This is a genomic window from Eubacteriaceae bacterium Marseille-Q4139, assembly GCA_018223415.1.
In the GTDB taxonomy this organism is placed as follows: domain Bacteria; phylum Bacillota; class Clostridia; order Lachnospirales; family Lachnospiraceae; genus CABSIM01.
Genome location: JAGTTQ010000001.1, coordinates 3,295,439 through 3,310,996 on the forward strand (window position 1 = coordinate 3,295,439; position 15,558 = coordinate 3,310,996).

Annotated in this window: 17 protein-coding genes and 1 other RNA gene; 13 read left to right on the forward strand and 5 right to left on the reverse strand. The window is 52.9% G+C overall.

Features of this window, described 5'->3' with window-relative positions; translation table 11 throughout:
- Window positions 1-10 precede the first annotated feature (10 nt).
- The 3 genes from ssrS (at window position 11) to KE531_15800 (ending at window position 4,043) form a co-directional block, all read left to right on the forward strand.
- Window positions 11-189: non-coding RNA, 6S RNA (gene ssrS / locus KE531_15790), on the forward strand.
- A gap of 273 nt (window positions 190-462) precedes the next feature.
- Window positions 463-1,731, forward strand: coding sequence for an AI-2E family transporter (locus KE531_15795; GenBank protein MBR9955054.1), 1,269 nt, complete (start codon window positions 463-465; stop codon window positions 1,729-1,731).
- A gap of 14 nt (window positions 1,732-1,745) precedes the next feature.
- On the forward strand, window positions 1,746-4,043 hold the full coding sequence (locus tag KE531_15800) for a SpoIID/LytB domain-containing protein (GenBank protein ID MBR9955055.1): 2,298 nt from the start codon (window positions 1,746-1,748) through the stop codon (window positions 4,041-4,043).
- Between the two features lie 57 nt (window positions 4,044-4,100).
- Here the strand turns inward: KE531_15800 and KE531_15805 are convergent, their stop codons facing one another.
- The 3 genes from KE531_15805 to KE531_15815 all read right to left on the reverse strand — a co-directional run bounded on the left by KE531_15805 (window position 4,101) and on the right by KE531_15815 (window position 6,376).
- Window positions 4,101-5,312, reverse strand: a complete 1,212-nt coding sequence (locus KE531_15805; protein ID MBR9955056.1) for a 6-phosphofructokinase — start codon at window positions 5,310-5,312, stop codon at window positions 4,101-4,103.
- A 308-nt stretch (window positions 5,313-5,620) separates the two neighbouring features.
- Entirely contained in the window at window positions 5,621-5,833 is a 213-nt protein-coding gene (locus KE531_15810; GenBank protein ID MBR9955057.1) for a tyrosine-type recombinase/integrase, read from the reverse strand.
- 60 nt (window positions 5,834-5,893) lie between these two features.
- Entirely contained in the window at window positions 5,894-6,376 is a 483-nt protein-coding gene (locus tag KE531_15815; protein MBR9955058.1) for a GNAT family N-acetyltransferase, read from the reverse strand.
- Between the two features lie 234 nt (window positions 6,377-6,610).
- Here KE531_15815 and KE531_15820 point away from each other — a divergent pair, with 234 nt between their 5' ends.
- The 6 genes from KE531_15820 to hslO all read left to right on the forward strand — a co-directional run bounded on the left by KE531_15820 (window position 6,611) and on the right by hslO (window position 10,895).
- Complete coding sequence (locus KE531_15820; protein MBR9955059.1) at window positions 6,611-7,123, forward strand: GNAT family N-acetyltransferase; 513 nt, start codon at window positions 6,611-6,613, stop codon at window positions 7,121-7,123.
- Between the two features lie 25 nt (window positions 7,124-7,148).
- A complete protein-coding gene (locus KE531_15825; GenBank protein ID MBR9955060.1) occupies window positions 7,149-7,568 on the forward strand; it encodes a ribonuclease Z in 420 nt (139 codons plus the stop codon).
- Window positions 7,565-8,521 carry a DNA/RNA non-specific endonuclease gene (locus KE531_15830; protein MBR9955061.1) on the forward strand — a complete coding sequence of 319 codons (957 nt, stop codon included), beginning with the start codon at window positions 7,565-7,567 and terminating at the stop codon, window positions 8,519-8,521. The genes KE531_15825 and KE531_15830 overlap by 4 nt, the downstream gene beginning before the upstream one ends.
- A 123-nt stretch (window positions 8,522-8,644) precedes the next feature.
- Window positions 8,645-9,160 carry an SEC-C domain-containing protein gene (locus tag KE531_15835; GenBank protein MBR9955062.1) on the forward strand — a complete coding sequence of 172 codons (516 nt, stop codon included), beginning with the start codon at window positions 8,645-8,647 and terminating at the stop codon, window positions 9,158-9,160.
- 84 nt (window positions 9,161-9,244) lie between these two features.
- Complete coding sequence (locus tag KE531_15840) at window positions 9,245-10,018, forward strand: methyltransferase domain-containing protein (protein ID MBR9955063.1); 774 nt, start codon at window positions 9,245-9,247, stop codon at window positions 10,016-10,018.
- Window positions 10,011-10,895 carry an Hsp33 family molecular chaperone HslO gene (gene hslO / locus KE531_15845; GenBank protein MBR9955064.1) on the forward strand — a complete coding sequence of 295 codons (885 nt, stop codon included), beginning with the start codon at window positions 10,011-10,013 and terminating at the stop codon, window positions 10,893-10,895. Before KE531_15840 ends, hslO begins: the two co-directional genes overlap by 8 nt.
- A 163-nt stretch (window positions 10,896-11,058) precedes the next feature.
- Here hslO and KE531_15850 read toward each other — a convergent pair whose 3' ends face one another.
- Window positions 11,059-11,256, reverse strand: coding sequence for a cold shock domain-containing protein (locus tag KE531_15850; GenBank protein MBR9955065.1), 198 nt, complete (start codon window positions 11,254-11,256; stop codon window positions 11,059-11,061).
- Window positions 11,257-11,442: 186 nt separating this feature from the next.
- On the opposite strand from KE531_15850, the gene KE531_15855 reads away from it, so the two are divergent.
- On the forward strand, window positions 11,443-11,994 hold the full coding sequence (locus KE531_15855) for a catalase (protein ID MBR9955066.1): 552 nt from the start codon (window positions 11,443-11,445) through the stop codon (window positions 11,992-11,994).
- A 6-nt stretch (window positions 11,995-12,000) separates the two neighbouring features.
- On the opposite strand, the gene KE531_15860 is transcribed toward KE531_15855, so the two are convergent.
- Window positions 12,001-13,086, reverse strand: a complete 1,086-nt coding sequence (locus tag KE531_15860; protein ID MBR9955067.1) for a ribonuclease H-like domain-containing protein — start codon at window positions 13,084-13,086, stop codon at window positions 12,001-12,003.
- A gap of 178 nt (window positions 13,087-13,264) precedes the next feature.
- Between KE531_15860 and ruvA the strand changes: the two genes are divergently transcribed.
- The 3 genes from ruvA to KE531_15875 all read left to right on the forward strand — a co-directional run bounded on the left by ruvA (window position 13,265) and on the right by KE531_15875 (window position 15,558).
- Window positions 13,265-13,876, forward strand: coding sequence for a Holliday junction branch migration protein RuvA (gene ruvA, locus KE531_15865; protein MBR9955068.1), 612 nt, complete (start codon window positions 13,265-13,267; stop codon window positions 13,874-13,876).
- A 36-nt stretch (window positions 13,877-13,912) separates the two neighbouring features.
- Complete coding sequence (gene ruvB / locus KE531_15870) at window positions 13,913-14,914, forward strand: Holliday junction branch migration DNA helicase RuvB (GenBank protein ID MBR9955069.1); 1,002 nt, start codon at window positions 13,913-13,915, stop codon at window positions 14,912-14,914.
- Window positions 14,915-15,210: 296 nt separating this feature from the next.
- A complete protein-coding gene (locus KE531_15875) occupies window positions 15,211-15,558 on the forward strand; it encodes a cell division protein ZapA (GenBank protein MBR9955070.1) in 348 nt (115 codons plus the stop codon).

Below are 15,558 nucleotides of genomic sequence, written 5' to 3' on the forward strand. Positions count from 1 at the left end.
GATCGGTTCGCAATTCCTGAAATGTTCGACACTCCTGTTTATTTTGAACCTACATTATGACGTCAGGGATTCCAATATTTTTAAGCGGATGTCAGGCCTCCTTTTGAGTGGAAGGCAGAAGTTTAAGTGAGGTTGCCCACCTAGCAAGGCTAGGAGTCAATTTTGCAGGAAACGGCATTTTGGGATTGCGAAAGATAAAAGCAGCGAGAAATCGCTGCTTTCTTTCGTTGCATAACCCCGGCAGGTGCCACACACTTTTTTCCATTCCGCCCTTTTTTATTTGAAAGAAATATGGTATGATGACCGCAGAGCGGGCATTATACCTGTGCACGCCGGTTTTTTTCGTTCACCGCAGAAAACCGGGCGCTAAATTCCGCCGGAGGCACCATGGCCGCGGAGCGGACATGGTATTGTATGGTTGGACAGCTAGTTTTTACAATTACTTCTAAGGAGAAGCCGAGAATGAAAAATCATCCATTCAACAAGTATATTTATATGGGGCTTACGGCCATATCCGTCATTACGGCCGCAATCCTGATCGTGTTCCTGTTCCTGGAGCGGGAGGCGGTCGGAGCGGCCTTTGACAAGGTGGTTTCCATCCTGGCGCCGATTATTTACGGCGCTGTCCTGGCCTTTCTCATGGCGCCTGTCTATAATGTGTGCAGAAAATGGACGGACGCGAACGTGAAGCGCCTGCTTCGCAGTGAAAAGACGGCCGGATGGATCGGGAAGACCGCAGGGACGGCGGCAAGTCTTTTGTTTCTTTCTGCGGTTGTCATGAGCCTTTGCAGCATGATTATCCCGCAGCTTTATTCCAGCATCATGGGGATCCTCTATGCGATGCCGACGTATTTCCAGAATATCAATGTCTGGCTCACAAAGCTGTTTGCCGACAATCCGTCCCTGGAGGCGACGGTGCTCTCCCTTTATCAACAGGTGGCCGACAGCTTCCAGACCTGGGCTGTGAGCGAGCTGGTGCCGAATCTCCAGAACCTTGAGGGGCTGCAAAGCCTGGAAAAGATCATCGGCGGCGTTTCCAACAGCGTCATGAACATCGTAAATCTTGTATATAATCTGTTAATCGGGATCATTGTCATGATCTATCTCCTGAACATCAAGGATGTTCTGTTTGCCCAGGCGAAGCGGATCATTTATGCGCTGCTTCCGCTCAAGACGGCCAATGCCACGGTGGCGGAATTCCGGTTTATCCACCGGGTGTTTTCCGGTTTCCTGATCGGAAAGGTGATCGACTCCCTGATTATCGGGCTGCTCTGCTTTTTCTGCCTGAATCTGATGAAGATGCCGTTTACGCTTTTAATCAGCGTCATCGTCGGCGTCACCAACGTGATCCCCTTTTTTGGGCCGTTCATCGGGGCAATCCCAAGCGCAGTGCTTGTCTTTTTAATCAGCCCGAAGCAGTGCCTGTATTTCGTGCTTTTTATCCTGCTTCTTCAGCAGTTTGACGGGAATATCCTTGGGCCGAAGATTTTGGGAAACTCCACCGGTGTTTCCAGCTTCTGGGTCCTGGCGTCGATCCTGCTTTTCGGCGGGCTTTATGGGTTTATCGGCATGATTATTGCAGTGCCGGCCACGGCGGTTATTTTTGACCTGGTGGCAAAGATTCAGAACCACTGTCTGCGGAAGAAAGAGCTTTCGCAGGATGTGGATGATTATATGGGCTTAGAGCGGATTGACGAGGACAGCGGAACATATATTAGCCGCAAAGAATAAGTGGAAGAGGGCTTATGGACGAGAGAAAGACTTTTATCAACTGGGTAGCCGGCATGGCGACGTTAATTGTCGCGCTTCTGATTGTGATTGTAGTCATGGAGCCGGACGGCGGCGGCGTCTCCCGGGCTGCGGCCTCGAGGGCTGTGGCGCTGGCGGCTGCGAGCCAGGAGGAAATTAAGGCGGGCCAGCCGGAAACCTCTTATTTTGAGGGGGAGGCGGCCGGTCAGTGGTACGCAAAATATATGGATTATCTCTATGAGGCCGGGTACCTGGACGCAGAGGCCACGGCCGCGACGGAGGAGTCTGCCCTTTCGGAGATTACATACGGGGAGCTGGCCGGTTTCGTCCGGGCGGCCGGAAAGGAGTCGGAGGCCGGGTTTTCAGAGGTGCTTTCCTACGGGGAAGGGAAGAAGGCCGATCAGGCGCCGTCCAAGAATGCGTTCTGGGAATTTTATGATGCATTTCTTGCAGCCGTGGACACGGAAGGCAAGGTAGAGGAGCTGGAGACCGACATTTACGGCACGCCGGACAATGTGGAGGCAGCAGCTCCGTGGACAGCCTATACAAAGGACGGGAAATTCCGGTTCGAGGGACTTTATCTCGACTCGTACATTGACAGGAAGGCGCGCCTTCTCGTGCGGGACGACGATATTTTAAAGGTCGTGGAAGTGGTTTCCGATGAGATTGTCTATGAAAACGCCTGGATTTCCGGCTTTGACAACAACGAGGTGACGGTTTTCGTGGGCGCTGTCCAGAGAAAATTCCCGGTGAAGGGCGTTTTAAAGGACGAGGAGGAGATTTCCGGCCAGGTAGGAGATCTGTATTTGAAAAATGGAAATCCACGCAGGCTGGTGCTTAAGAAGGAACGGATCACGGGAACCGTCCTTTCCGTGCGGGAAAACGAGATTGAAATCGAGGGCTACGGAGCTGTACCGCTGGCGGATAATTTCAAAATTTACCGTACATACGGCGTCCTGATGGAACAGCAGAAGTCCGACATCCTTGTGGGCTACCACCTTCAGGAATTCGTCGTGGCCGGCGGCGAGATCTGTGCGGCCCTGACGACCCAGAAGCCGGAGATTGACAACATCCGCGTGCTTTTGATGGATACAGGCTTTTCTTCCCTGTTCCATTCGGAAATTACCCTTTCCTGCGACAGCATGGCCGTGCTGGAATACGGGGATGAAAAGAACCGGGAGTCTGTTTCCATTGCGGCCGGGGAAGAGCTTACGATCACAGGGGATGATTCGCGGCTGTCAGAAGGCCGTCTCGTGTTCCGCTCGGCAAACGAGGGCGGCATGATTACGGTGAAAAACATCGAGCGGGCCCAGGGGACGCCGGTGTATCCGGGACATATGGAAATTACGAAAGAGGATGAGGGGCTGCTGCTTTTAAACGAGGTGGATCTGGAGGAATATTTAAAGCGCGTGGTTCCCAGCGAGATGCCGTCCACGTATGAGGTGGAGGCGCTTAAGGCCCAGGCCATCTGCGCCAGGACGTATGCATGGCGCCAGATTCAGGGGAACGCGTACAGCAAGTACGGCGCCCATGTGGATGACAGCACCAATTATCAGGTGTACAATAACACCAACACCTTTGAGAGCACGGATACGGCCGTCAATGAGACCTTCGGCCAGCTTCTTGCCTACGAGGGAGAGCCCATCGAAGCGTTTTATTATTCCACCTCCTGCGGGCACAGCACTGACGGCAGTGTCTGGGGGGCGGATCCGGCAGGGACGCCGTATCTGCGGGCCGTCTCCATCGACGAAAATGCGAGAGAGCTGAGCCTGTCCTCCAACGAGGAATTTAAGGCGTTTATCCAGAATGAGAATTCCGGGGCTTACGATGCGGATGCGGCCATGTTCCGCTGGCAGACAACCACCGACAGCACGATCCTTTCGGAAAAAATCGGCGGCGTCGGCCGGATCACGGGGCTGACCGTGACGGAGAGAGGGCCCGGCGGGATTGCGCGGACGTTAAAAGTCGTGGGCACCGAGGGCTCCAAGACGTTTTCGAGTCAGAGTAAAATCCGCACGATCCTGGGAAATCCGAGCCTCGTGTACACCAGGAATGCCGATGACACCATCACTGGCTGGGATACGCTTCCGAGCGCTTTTATCTATATCGAGAACGAGGGCACGGACGAAAATCAGGTGACGAAATTTACCATCTACGGCGGCGGCTACGGCCACGGCGCCGGCATGAGCCAGAACGGCGCTCAGGGAATGGCGAAGACAGGAAAGAGCTGTGCGGAGATTTTGCGGCTGTTTTATGCCGGATGTGAAATTATGGATATTGGGGATGTGTCGTAAAAAGAAAGCGCGGCGGCTTTGAACCTTTCAGGTTCTGAGCCGCCGCGTTTTCGGACATTATTTCCGGTACAGATATTTTGGAAGCCCGTTTTCCATGATCCTTTCCGGCTCGCCCTGAATCAGGGGGAGGGCGTAGGAGAGGAAGTCCGGGGTGATGTCATTTCCGGCTGGCGTGATCCACTGGGCCGGGAATTTCTTTTCCTGGTTGCAGATGGCCGATACGTCAAAGGTCTGGCAGGACAGGGAATAGTCTGCGCCGTCCGCCCGGACGAAGGCCGCCATCTTCCCGGTTTCCCCGGAAAGCGCCGCAGAAACGCCGTAAGCGCCGGCAAGGAACGCCTCCTCAATATCGGTTCCTGAGGCCAGCATGCCGCTGCACCGCTGGCTCACATTTAACTCCACGGAGCGAACCTTGACGCCGAAATGGTCACGGACGAGATTTTCCAGAACCTTTCCGCAGCCGGTGAGCATCTTGTGGCCGAAGGAATCTGTCCTGGCGGCGTCGGCGTACTCGCAGATAAATTTCCCGTCTGCATCCGCGATGCCCTCGGAAACACAGACAACCACGTTCGGTGTTTTTTCCATGGCTGCTTCCAGATCTTTATAAAAGGCCTCCAGGCGGAAAGGCACTTCCGGCAGATAGATGAGAAGCGGATTGTCTCCTTCCTCTTTTCTTGCCATGGCGGAGGCGGCGGTGAGCCAGCCGGCGTGACGGCCCATGATTTCTACAATCGTTACGGATTTCTGCTGGTAAACAGAGGCGTCCAGGACGATTTCGCGGACGGTGGCGGCGACGTATTTCGCGGCGCTTCCAAAGCCCGGCGTGTGGTCGGTCATAACCAGGTCGTTGTCGATGGTTTTCGGGATGCCGATGAAGCGGATTTCGCTTCCGGCTGCTGCGGCATGGCGGGAAAGCTTGTCCACGGTGTCCATGGAATCGTTTCCGCCCACATAGAGGAACCAGCCGATGTTTAATGCCTCAAGTTTCTTAAAAAGCTCCGTGTACACCTCCGAAGCCGGATCGGCCGGCAGTTTATAGCGGCAGGAGCCAAGGTAGGCGGCCGGGGTGAGCTTTAAGAGGGAGAGCTCTTCGTCCGAGAGTGCCGAAAGCTCCATGTACCGGCCGGCTAACAGGCCTTCGATCCCGTTAATCATCCCGTAGACGCAGCCGTCCTGGTTCTGGCGCTTCCACTGCGCGACGGCGCCGCAGAGGCTTGCGTTGATGACCGCAGTGGGGCCGCCGGACTGTCCAATGATGAGATTTTTCATAGCGTATTCTCCTGTCTTTTGCGGTTTTAAAATCATTATAGAAAAAGATTTTCGTGAAATCAATATTTTTTTTCGGTTGGATGTATAGGCGGGAAAATTCCGGTAATAATAGGAGTATCAACAAAAGAGAAAGATTAATACTTATCCTCCCCTTTTTGATACCTCGTTTATTGGCTTTGTGCAGTAGACGGGGTATTTTTTTGATTTTTCCTTATTTTATCAGGGGTTGGGGGATGGTTCGGATGGAAGAGCAGATGGGAAAAAGAGGACGAATGGGCGTTCTGACACAAAACTGACACAAAATCGATTTAAGAAATCAACGCATTTAATTTCTGCATTTCTTCGGCTTTTGGATTGGGAAGTACATGAGCGTAGATTTCCATGGTTGTCGATAAATCTTTGTGGCCCATGATGGTTTGCAGTACCTTAGGCGGTATTCCGTGTTCGATGCTTCGGGTAGCAAAGGTATGACGGAATGTGTGGGGAGTAATATGAGGAAAGTCTGTCCTGAGAGGCAGGATATTCTAAAATCGTTTCGTGAAAATTTTTTGATCCGCAGACAGAAAGCGGCACTTCGCCGCCTATGTCTCCAAAAGATATTCCATCTTTTTTATGCGTTCCGTCATGCCGAGGCTTTCATAGAAAGCGATGGCCTTTTTATTGAAGGCCCATACACCCAGCTCCATCGTTTTGCAGCCTTGTTCTTCAGCCTTTTGTTTGCAGCATTCAAACAGCCGCCGGCCGATGCCTGCCCTCTGGAAGGCGTTCAGGACACAGATATCGTCGATGTAAAAGCTGTCATGATCCACGAGGGCCGTGTGGTTCCGATAGGAAATGACCCATGCAAAGGCGTATCCGACGACCTGTCCCTCATCGGTTTCTGCGATCAGGATCGTATGCTTCGGGTCTTCCAGCCGTTCCTTGAAGGCATCCTGGCTAAAATAGCGGGCTTCGGTCCGGAATAAGTCCGGCCGTCCGTCGTGGTGAAGGTCGGCGATTTCTTTTTGGAGAGGCCGGATGCGTTCACAGTCCTCCAAAACGGCAGCTCGTATGGTGATGTTCATGTCCATGTCCTCCAATCTGAAAAAATCTGTTTCGACAAGATATTCCTACATTATATGCAGAAAAATATTGGGTGTCAATGCTTTTTGTCGGAGAGTTTTTCGGGACATCTTGTGGACAGCGCCATGGTTTCGTGATAAGATGTCCGTATGTTTGACATCAGGCCGCGGGCCAAAAGGGCGGCGTATCCGGCACGGCCCGTGCGGCAGTTACAGGCAGGAGAGGAGATTTGACATATGGAACTGATCTTTCCAAATGAGGCATATTATGAATCTTACCGGGAGGCAGCCAGGGAATATGAAGAGAAGGGCATTACTAACCATCTGTTTTTAAAGGACGGCGCCCGCAGCATCTGCGAACAGGCGGAGGATTCCAGAGAGGGGCGGAATCTGCCGCCGGGGTTTGTGAAAGCCACCTATCTCTGGCTCGTGGACGGCGGGGAATTCATCGGCGAGGCATCGGTGCGGCACAGCCTGACAGAGGCGCTTCTGCGGTTCGGCGGGCATATCGGCTACGGCGTCCGGTGTTCCAGGTGGAATCAAGGCATGGGGACGGCGCTGCTTTCCGGGGCGCTCCGGTATGCGAAAGACGAGCTGGGGCTTTCTCGGGTTCTGGTTACCTGCGATGACGATAACATTGGTTCGGCCCGGGTCATCGAAAAGAACGGCGGAGTCCTTCAGGACAAAATCCAAAATGAAATTGACGGTGTCAAGCGGATTACGAGGCGGTACTGGATTGACTTAAAATGATCTGGAAAAGAAGGAGATGCGAAAGATGAAGCTGTTTATTTGCGTAGAAGATAACGGCGGGACGATGTTTAACAGAAGGCGGCTCAGCATGGATTCGGCCGTGCGGGAAAAGATCCTTGAAGCGTCCCGCGGCCGGCGGCTCCTGATGAGCCATTACAGCAGGAAGCAGTTTGACGGGATGGAGACGGGAAGTGTGACGGAGATTCTCGCTGACGATGATTTTCTGTCGAAGGCTCAGTCAGGGGATGCCTGCTTTTTGGAGGGACAGGATCCGGCGGCAGTTTTCGGAGACGTGACGGAGCTTGTGCTGTTTCGGTGGAACAGGCGGTATCCGGCAGACCAGTATTTTGACAAAGGCCTGCTTAAGGGGCTGTCCTTAAAACGGACGGAGGAATTTCCCGGAAGCTCCCATGAAACGATTACGATGGAGGTGTACGGGCGATGAAGCGGTTTGGCAGGACATGGTTTCTTTTCCTGGCGATTGCGGCGTCCCTGTTTCTTGGCGGCTGCCAGGACGGCACGACCGTTGCTTTCGGAGCCGGAGCAGGGCAGACGGATGCCGTGATCTCCGGGGCAGAAAATTCCTATGACGGAGAGCCTTATGCAGTCATAAACGGGAATGTCCCGTATTTTGAGGACGAAGATTTTACAGAAACGGCTTTTGAGGAATACAGCGAGTTAGACAGCCTCGGGCGCTGCGGCACGGCGTTTGCGAATGTCGGGAGAGAGCTGATGCCGACAGAAGAGCGCGGCTCCATCGGCCAGGTGAAGCCGTCCGGCTGGCAGACGGTGAAGTATGATATCGTGGACGGGAAATACCTCTATAACCGCTGCCATTTGATCGGGTACCAGCTCACGGCGGAAAATGCCAACGAGAGGAACCTGATTACGGGAACCAGATACATGAATGTAGAAGGTATGCTGCCATTTGAAAATATGGTGGCCGACTATATCAAGGAGACAGGGAACCATGTGCTCTACCGGGTGACGCCGGAGTTTTCCGGGGGAAACCTGGTGGCTGACGGCGTCCTCATGGAGGCGGAGTCGGTGGAAGACGGCGGTGAGGGCATCCAGTTCTGCGTCTTTGTGTACAATGTGCAGCCGGGAATCGAGATCGACTATGAGACAGGGAAAAGCCGGCTGGCAGAATCCGCGGGGCAGAACGGTATTCCGGCAAAGGAGACATCCGGGGCCGGCGAACAGGAAGAATCCGCTGTCCTGTCCGAGGAGACGGACGAGGGCGGCACGTATGTGCTCAACACCAACACGAAGAAATTCCACAAACCGGAATGCAGCAGCGTTTCGGACATGAACCCGGAAAACCGGGAGGATTACACCGGAAGCCGCCAGGCGCTTTTGGATGACGGATACGATCCCTGCGGCCGGTGCAGGCCTTAAGGACGGCTTCATGCGGCGAAAAGGCCGGGATTTTACTGTTTACAGAATTTTTCAATTATGCTATAATCAGGTGAGCATTGTTTTCAGACGATACAATATGAGTAAGAAAAGGATGGATTTGCTATGGCAACATTACTGGAAAACTGGAGAAACCTCGCTTACGGCGACGGTCTCGATGATAAAAAGAGAGAACAGCTCTGGAGCGGATATTTTACTATCGAAAAAGGCATCTATGAGAAAATCCTTTCCAATCCGTCTGAGGTGGTTGAGGGAACCGTAAAAGAGCTGGCGGACAAGTATGAGACGGATCTGTTAATCATGACCGGCTTCTTAGACGGCATCAACGAGAGCTTAAAGGGCTATGAGAACCCCATCGAGACCATGGATGAGAATACGTCCGTGAAGATCGAAATTGATCCGGAAAAGCTTTACTACAACATGGTTGAGGCAAAGGCAAGCTGGCTTTACGGCCTTCCCCAGTGGGAGGAGATCCTGACGGAGGAGAAGAGGAAAGAGCTTTATAAGGCTCAGAAGGCGTCGGGAACCGTCCGCCGCGAAGGCCACAAGATTTACCCCAACGATCCGTGTCCCTGCGGAAGCGGCAAGAAATATAAGAAGTGCTGCGGCCGCAATCAGTAGTCCTGTCGAATGGGAGGAGCCATTACCTGAAAAGCAGGTAGTGGCTTTTTATTTAAAGCGGGAAATGGGAAAGGAGCGGAGAGCGTGGAGGCATATTCAGGCTTTGCAGAGGTCTATGACACGTTTATGGACAACATTCCCTATGAGGAGTGGTGCGGCTATCTGACGGGGCTTTTAAGGGATTTCGGTGTGCCTTCGGGGATCCTTTTGGAGCTTGGCTGCGGAACCGGGAGCATGACGGAGCTTCTGGCAGAACAGGGCTACGACATGATCGGCATCGACAATTCGGAGGAAATGCTGGAGCTTGCAGCCGAAAAGCGGGCGGCCTCCGGCCATGATATCCTGTATCTCTGCCAGGACATGCGGGAGTTTGAGCTTTACGGCACGGCGGCTGCGGCCGTCTCCGTCTGTGACTCCATGAACTATATCCTGGAGAAAGAGGAACTGAAACAGGTGTTTTCCCTCGTCAACAACTACCTGGATCCCGGCGGCATCTTCCTGTTTGATCTGAATACAGAATACAAGTATAAGGAGCTTCTGGGGGATTCCACCATAGCCGAGGACCGGGAGGAATGCAGCTTTATCTGGGAAAACCAGTATGACGAAGAAGAAAAGATCAACATCTATGATCTGGCTGTTTTTGTCCGCAGGGAGGACGGGCTTTTTGAGAAATATCAGGAGACCCATTACCAGCGGGCCTATTCCCTGGACGAAGTGAAAGAAGCTCTCCGGGAGGCTGGCATGGAATTCGTGGCCGCTTACGACGCGTTCACGAAGGAGCCGCCGCGGGAGGATAGTGAGCGGATCTATGTTGCGGCCAGAGAAAAGGGAAAAAGAAAGGAAGAAGAGAATGTCTGATTATATGATTCGTGCGACGGCAGCGGACGGGCAGGTGCGCGCCTTTGCCGTGACAGCGAGGGATACGGTGGAGACGGCCAGAAAAGCCCATGATACGAGCCCCGTGGCGACGGCGGCTTTGGGACGGCTTCTTTCGGCCGGAGCCATGATGGGTTCCATGATGAAGGGAGAAAAGGATCTTCTGACGCTCCGGATGGAGGGGGACGGGCCCATCGGCGGCCTTCTTGTGACGGCGGACGCATTCGGGAACGTGAAAGGCTATGCGTTCCATCCGGAAGTGATGCTGCCGCCCAATGACAAGGGAAAGCTGGATGTGGGCGGCGCCCTTGGCGTCGGCGTCCTGAGCGTGATTAAGGACATCGGCTTAAAGGAGCCGTATGTGGGCCAGACGATTCTGGTTTCCGGCGAGGTGGCCGAGGATCTGACGTATTACTATGCCACATCGGAGCAGGTGCCGTCTTCGGTGGCTCTTGGCGTTCTGATGAATAAGGACAACACAGTGCGCCAGGCCGGCGGGTTTATCATCCAGCTTCTTCCGGGCGCATCGGATGAGCTGATCGACCGGCTGGAGGAGCGGCTGGGTGTCATGGAACCGGTCACGTCGCTTCTTGATAAGGGCATGACGCCGGAGGAGATGTTAGAGGCGCTTCTCGGCGATTTCGGCCTGGAAATTTTAGACAGGATGCCGGTGGCGTTCTCCTGCGACTGCACGAAGGAGCGGGTGGAAAAGGCGCTTGTGAGCATCGGGAAAAAGGAGCTTCAGGACATGATTGACGACGGGAAAGAGATTGAAGTGAACTGCCAGTTCTGCAACCGGCACTATGTGTTTTCAGTGGAAGAACTGAAGGGGCTTTTTTCGAGGGCTGTCAGGGATTAGCGTAAGCGGATGTTGGGAATGCGCCTGCGGCGGAGGAGTTCCAACGATAAAAAACGGGCTGCTGCAAAAAAATGCAGCGGCCCATTTCCTAATCACATCGTACTCTGCGGACTTCCTTCTAATCTGAACTTTATCAGAAAAAGGCACAAGGAGAAAGCGGTGATTATAATTTGGTTACGTTTACGGCCTGGGGGCCTTTATCGCCTTCGATCACATCGAACTCAACTTCTGCGCCCTCATCGATGGTTTTGAAGCCTTCCATATTGAGACCTGAATAATGGACGAATACGTCGTTTCCTGCCTCATCGCAGATGAAGCCGTAACCCTTCTGGTTGTTGAACCACTTAACTGTACCTTTCATATGATACCTCCGAAATTTTAAGCGTGCCGTTATAGAAGCGGCTAAAGCAATCATAGTACATTTTTACAGGGATGTCAAATGAAATCGTATAAAAAATTTGTCATTTTTACCAGAAAGATGCAGGTAATAATCCTAAAAAATTCAGATAAGACAATAATTGCAAATAAAAAGAGAAGCGTGAATAATATGACAAAATGGGAAAATGGATGGAAACATTTCTGCACCATCACAAGGCATAAGTGGATCGTCATGAAAAACTGCTTCCGCATAGGGCTGTACCGGCAGGGGCTTCTCCATGACCTGTCAAAATATTCCCCGGCGGAGTTTAAAACAGGCGTTTTGTACTATCAGGGCACCAGGAGCCCCAACGCGGCGGAAAAGGAAGAAAAGGGATATTCGGAGGCATGGCTCCACCACAAAGGGCGGAACAAGCATCATTTTGAATACTGGACGGACGTGTCCACGGCAGCCGACCACTGGCAGATTGTGGGCGTGAAGATGCCGGTCAATTATTTTGCGGAGATGGTGATGGACCGGATCGCGGCGTCGAAGATTTACCTGGGACGCGAATATACGGATGCTGCGCCTTACAGGTATTTCAGCCGAAGCAAGGACTACCTTGTCATGCACCCGGAGACGAAGGCCATGCTGGAGCGGGTGCTTCGGATGCTGATGGAGAAGGGGGAGAGGAAGACGTTTGCGTATTTGAGGTATTTGCTGAGGGAAGGGGAGTATTAAAGCTCCCTACTTCCCAAACACCGCCTTTAGAATCTCTTCCCGGTAAAGCTCCGTCTTCTCCGTATCCTTAAAACACTCCGGGCAGAATTCAAAAAATCCCGTCTTATCTTTGCATGTATTTTTAAAATCCGGCGTCCAGAGGGACGAGGGCTGCGGCAGGAAAGAGCCGCTTTTTTTCGTATAGCAGGTCTCCTTCGTGGCCTTGACGCGTGCGCCTTTATCCACAAATTCCCCGACACTTTTATGGATCGCCTGATCTTCATAGATCAGATAGTAATAATCTTTATAATTAGGGTAAAAATACTTTAAATTGCCCTCGTACAGGCGGACATAAATTTCCATCTGCCGGCCGGAAACGGACACGGCGTAAGCGGGGACGGAAGCCCGTAGCGGGACGGGAACTGTGATACCGTCCGTTCCTTCAAACAAAAGGCGGATCCGCGGGATTTCCCCGCCGGTTTTGGAAAAATCGGAAAGGGAAAAGGGCTGGCTGAAATAATCCGGGTAGGAAAGGATCGGAAGAAGCCTTGGCATGCCCTTTAAATCGTCCTCGTTATGGAGCAGGAGAAGGTGCAGAAGGTTTTCATCCCCTGACCTTAAATATTGTTCATAGACCTCGATCAGCTCGCCTCCGCTAAACACGTCGTCGCGTTCGATGCCAAGAAAGGCCTCAACGGATTTCTGCTTCAGATTTTCAAGCCCCAGATGATTTTTGTATGGCTTGATCCGTTTGTAGATGTCGATGCTCGTTACACCGTCGAAAGAACCGCCGGTTTTTAAGGCCTTGCAGCGTTTCTTTAGAAACGGGATGTCGAAGGTGTCGCCGTTAAAGTGGACGAGGGTGTCAAAGCCCTCAAGAAACTGGAAAAAGGCGTCGAGGACGGCCGGTTCTTCCCCGCGGCTGTCAGCAAACCACTGGATCAGATTCCAACGGCCGTTGGAAAACCAGGTGCAGCCGATGAGATACAGGGAGGAATAATCTCCGGAAAAGCCGGTGGTTTCAATATCAAAAAATAAAAGCCTTTCGGGATCTCCAAGGCGCTCTAAGGGATAGCCGTCTCCGGCATCGAAGGTTTTTTCTATGGTAATCATTTTTATGTACGCTCCTTTTAATGCGGCTGTGGGGCATGGAAGTCCATGCGCTGCCTTGTTTCAGTATAATGAAACAGCAGCGGAAAGTCAATGGATAGAAAATTTGTTCGATTCACTTGCAATGGCATTTTGTCTATGTTATGATAGCGGAAGCAACATCAGTTTTGGAGGAACATCAGTGATCTCATATATACGCGGCCCTCTCATGGAGAAGTTCGAGGATTCGGTTGTCGTGGAGGCGGGAGGCATCGGGTACCGGATTTTTGTACCGACTGCCGTTCTGGCGTCGCTTCCGCCCAACGGAGAGGAAGTCAAAATTTTTACATATTTTCAGGTCCGGGAGGACGCCATGGTTCTCTACGGCTTTTTGAACCGCCAGGATCTCGATATTTTTAAGAAGCTTTTGGGCGTCAACGGCGTGGGCCCGAAGAGTGCCCTCGGTGTTTTATCGGCCTTAAACCCGGACGAGTTCCGGATGGCGGTTGTGACCGGAGATGCGAAACGGATCACGAAGGCGCCGGGAATCGGCGGAAAGACGGCCCAGAGAATCATCCTTGATTTAAAGGACAAGGTGAGCGCAGAGGAAATCCTGTTTTCTGTGGACGCTGAGGCGCCTCAGAGCGCCGTGTCCGGTATGAGTGAGGTCGGAAAGGAAGCCGTCGAGGCGCTGACGGCCCTCGGCTATTCGGCAGGCGAGGCCTCCGGCGCTGTGAAGAAAGTGGAAATTGCCGACGGCATGACGGCGGAGGACGTGCTCAAGAAGGCGTTAAAATATCTGGCATTTTTGTAATGCCGGCTGGAAAATTCGGATGACAGGCAGGAAATTATGAGTCGAAAAATCATCACTACGGAAGAGACCGAGGAAGACAAGAGAATAGAGGGATCCCTGCGGCCGCAGCTTCTTAAGGATTACATCGGGCAGGAAAAGCTCAAGTCCACCCTGAAGGTGTTCATCGACGCAGCCAAAAGCCGCGGAGAGGCGTTGGATCATGTGCTGTTTTACGGGCCGCCCGGCCTTGGAAAGACGACATTAAGCGCCATCATCGCCAATGAGATGGGCGTGAACATGAAGGTGACGTCGGGCCCGGCCATTGAAAAGCCGGGGGAGATGGCGGCGATTTTAAACAACCTTCAGGAGGGCGACGTACTGTTTGTGGACGAGATCCACAGGCTCAACCGGCAGGTGGAAGAGGTTCTGTACCCGGCCATGGAGGATTTTGCCATCGACATCATGCTCGGGAAAGAGTCCTCAGCCAGGTCGATCCGGCTGGAGCTTCCGAAATTTACGCTGGTGGGCGCCACGACGCGGGCAGGGCTATTAACGGCGCCGCTCCGTGACCGGTTCGGAGTTGTGCAGCGGCTGGAATTTTATTCGCCGGAGGAGCTGGCGGTGATCGTGAAACGGTCGGCGAAGGTTTTAAACGTGAAAATCGAGGAAGAGGGCGCCTGGGAGATTGCAAGGCGCTCCCGCGGGACGCCCAGGCTTGCCAACCGGCTTTTAAAGCGCGTGCGAGATTTTGCCCAGGTGAAATATGACGGTGTTATCACAAAGGACGTGGCGGATTTTGCGCTGGATATCCTGGATGTGGACAAGCTTGGCCTGGACAATAACGACAGGAACCTGTTAAAAACGCTGATTCTTAAGTTTTCCGGCGGGCCGGTGGGCCTTGAGACGCTGGCGGCCGCCATCGGCGAGGACGCCGGGACGCTGGAAGATGTCTACGAGCCGTACCTTCTGATGAACGGGCTCTTAAACAGGACGCCCAGGGGCCGCATGGCGACCGAGGCCGCGTACCATCACCTGGGACTTGACGGCGGAAAGAATTAAGAATAATTTTTATGGCTGTTTGGCGGGGAGTATGGTATAATAGCGAGGAAAGCGGTTGCCATGCTTGCATGAGTAACCATTTGACGAGCATCTCCATCGAGACGACAGTCGAGATGGAATAATGTTCACAGCGTGAACATTATACCTGCGCATACCGGTTTCTGCGCTTGCCGCAGAAAACCGGGCGCTAAGTTCCGCCGGAGGCCCATGGCCGCACAGTGGACATGGTATAATAACCGCAGGGCAATCAGCCCATGATTTACGATGGAAAAAGAAAAAGGCAGGAGAATTCGGGGATGGAAACGAAAAACTATGCGGAAGTTCTGATTGATGGAAGAATTTATACGCTTGGCGGAGCTGAAGAGCAGGAGTATCTTCAGAAGGTGGCCGCTTATATCAACGATAAAATTGTGATGCTCAAAAGCCAGCCCGGCTTTACGAGACAGAGCCCGGATTACCAGGAGGTCATGATCCAGCTCAATCTGGCGGACGATTATTTTAAGGCGCTTCAGGAGGCAAAGGCGTACAAGGCCCAGAAAGAAGAAATGGAACGGGAAATGTACAGCTTAAAGCATGAACTGATCAGCGCCCAGATGAGGCTGGACGCACTGTCTGCAAAAGGGGATTCTGAAGGTAAGGAATGA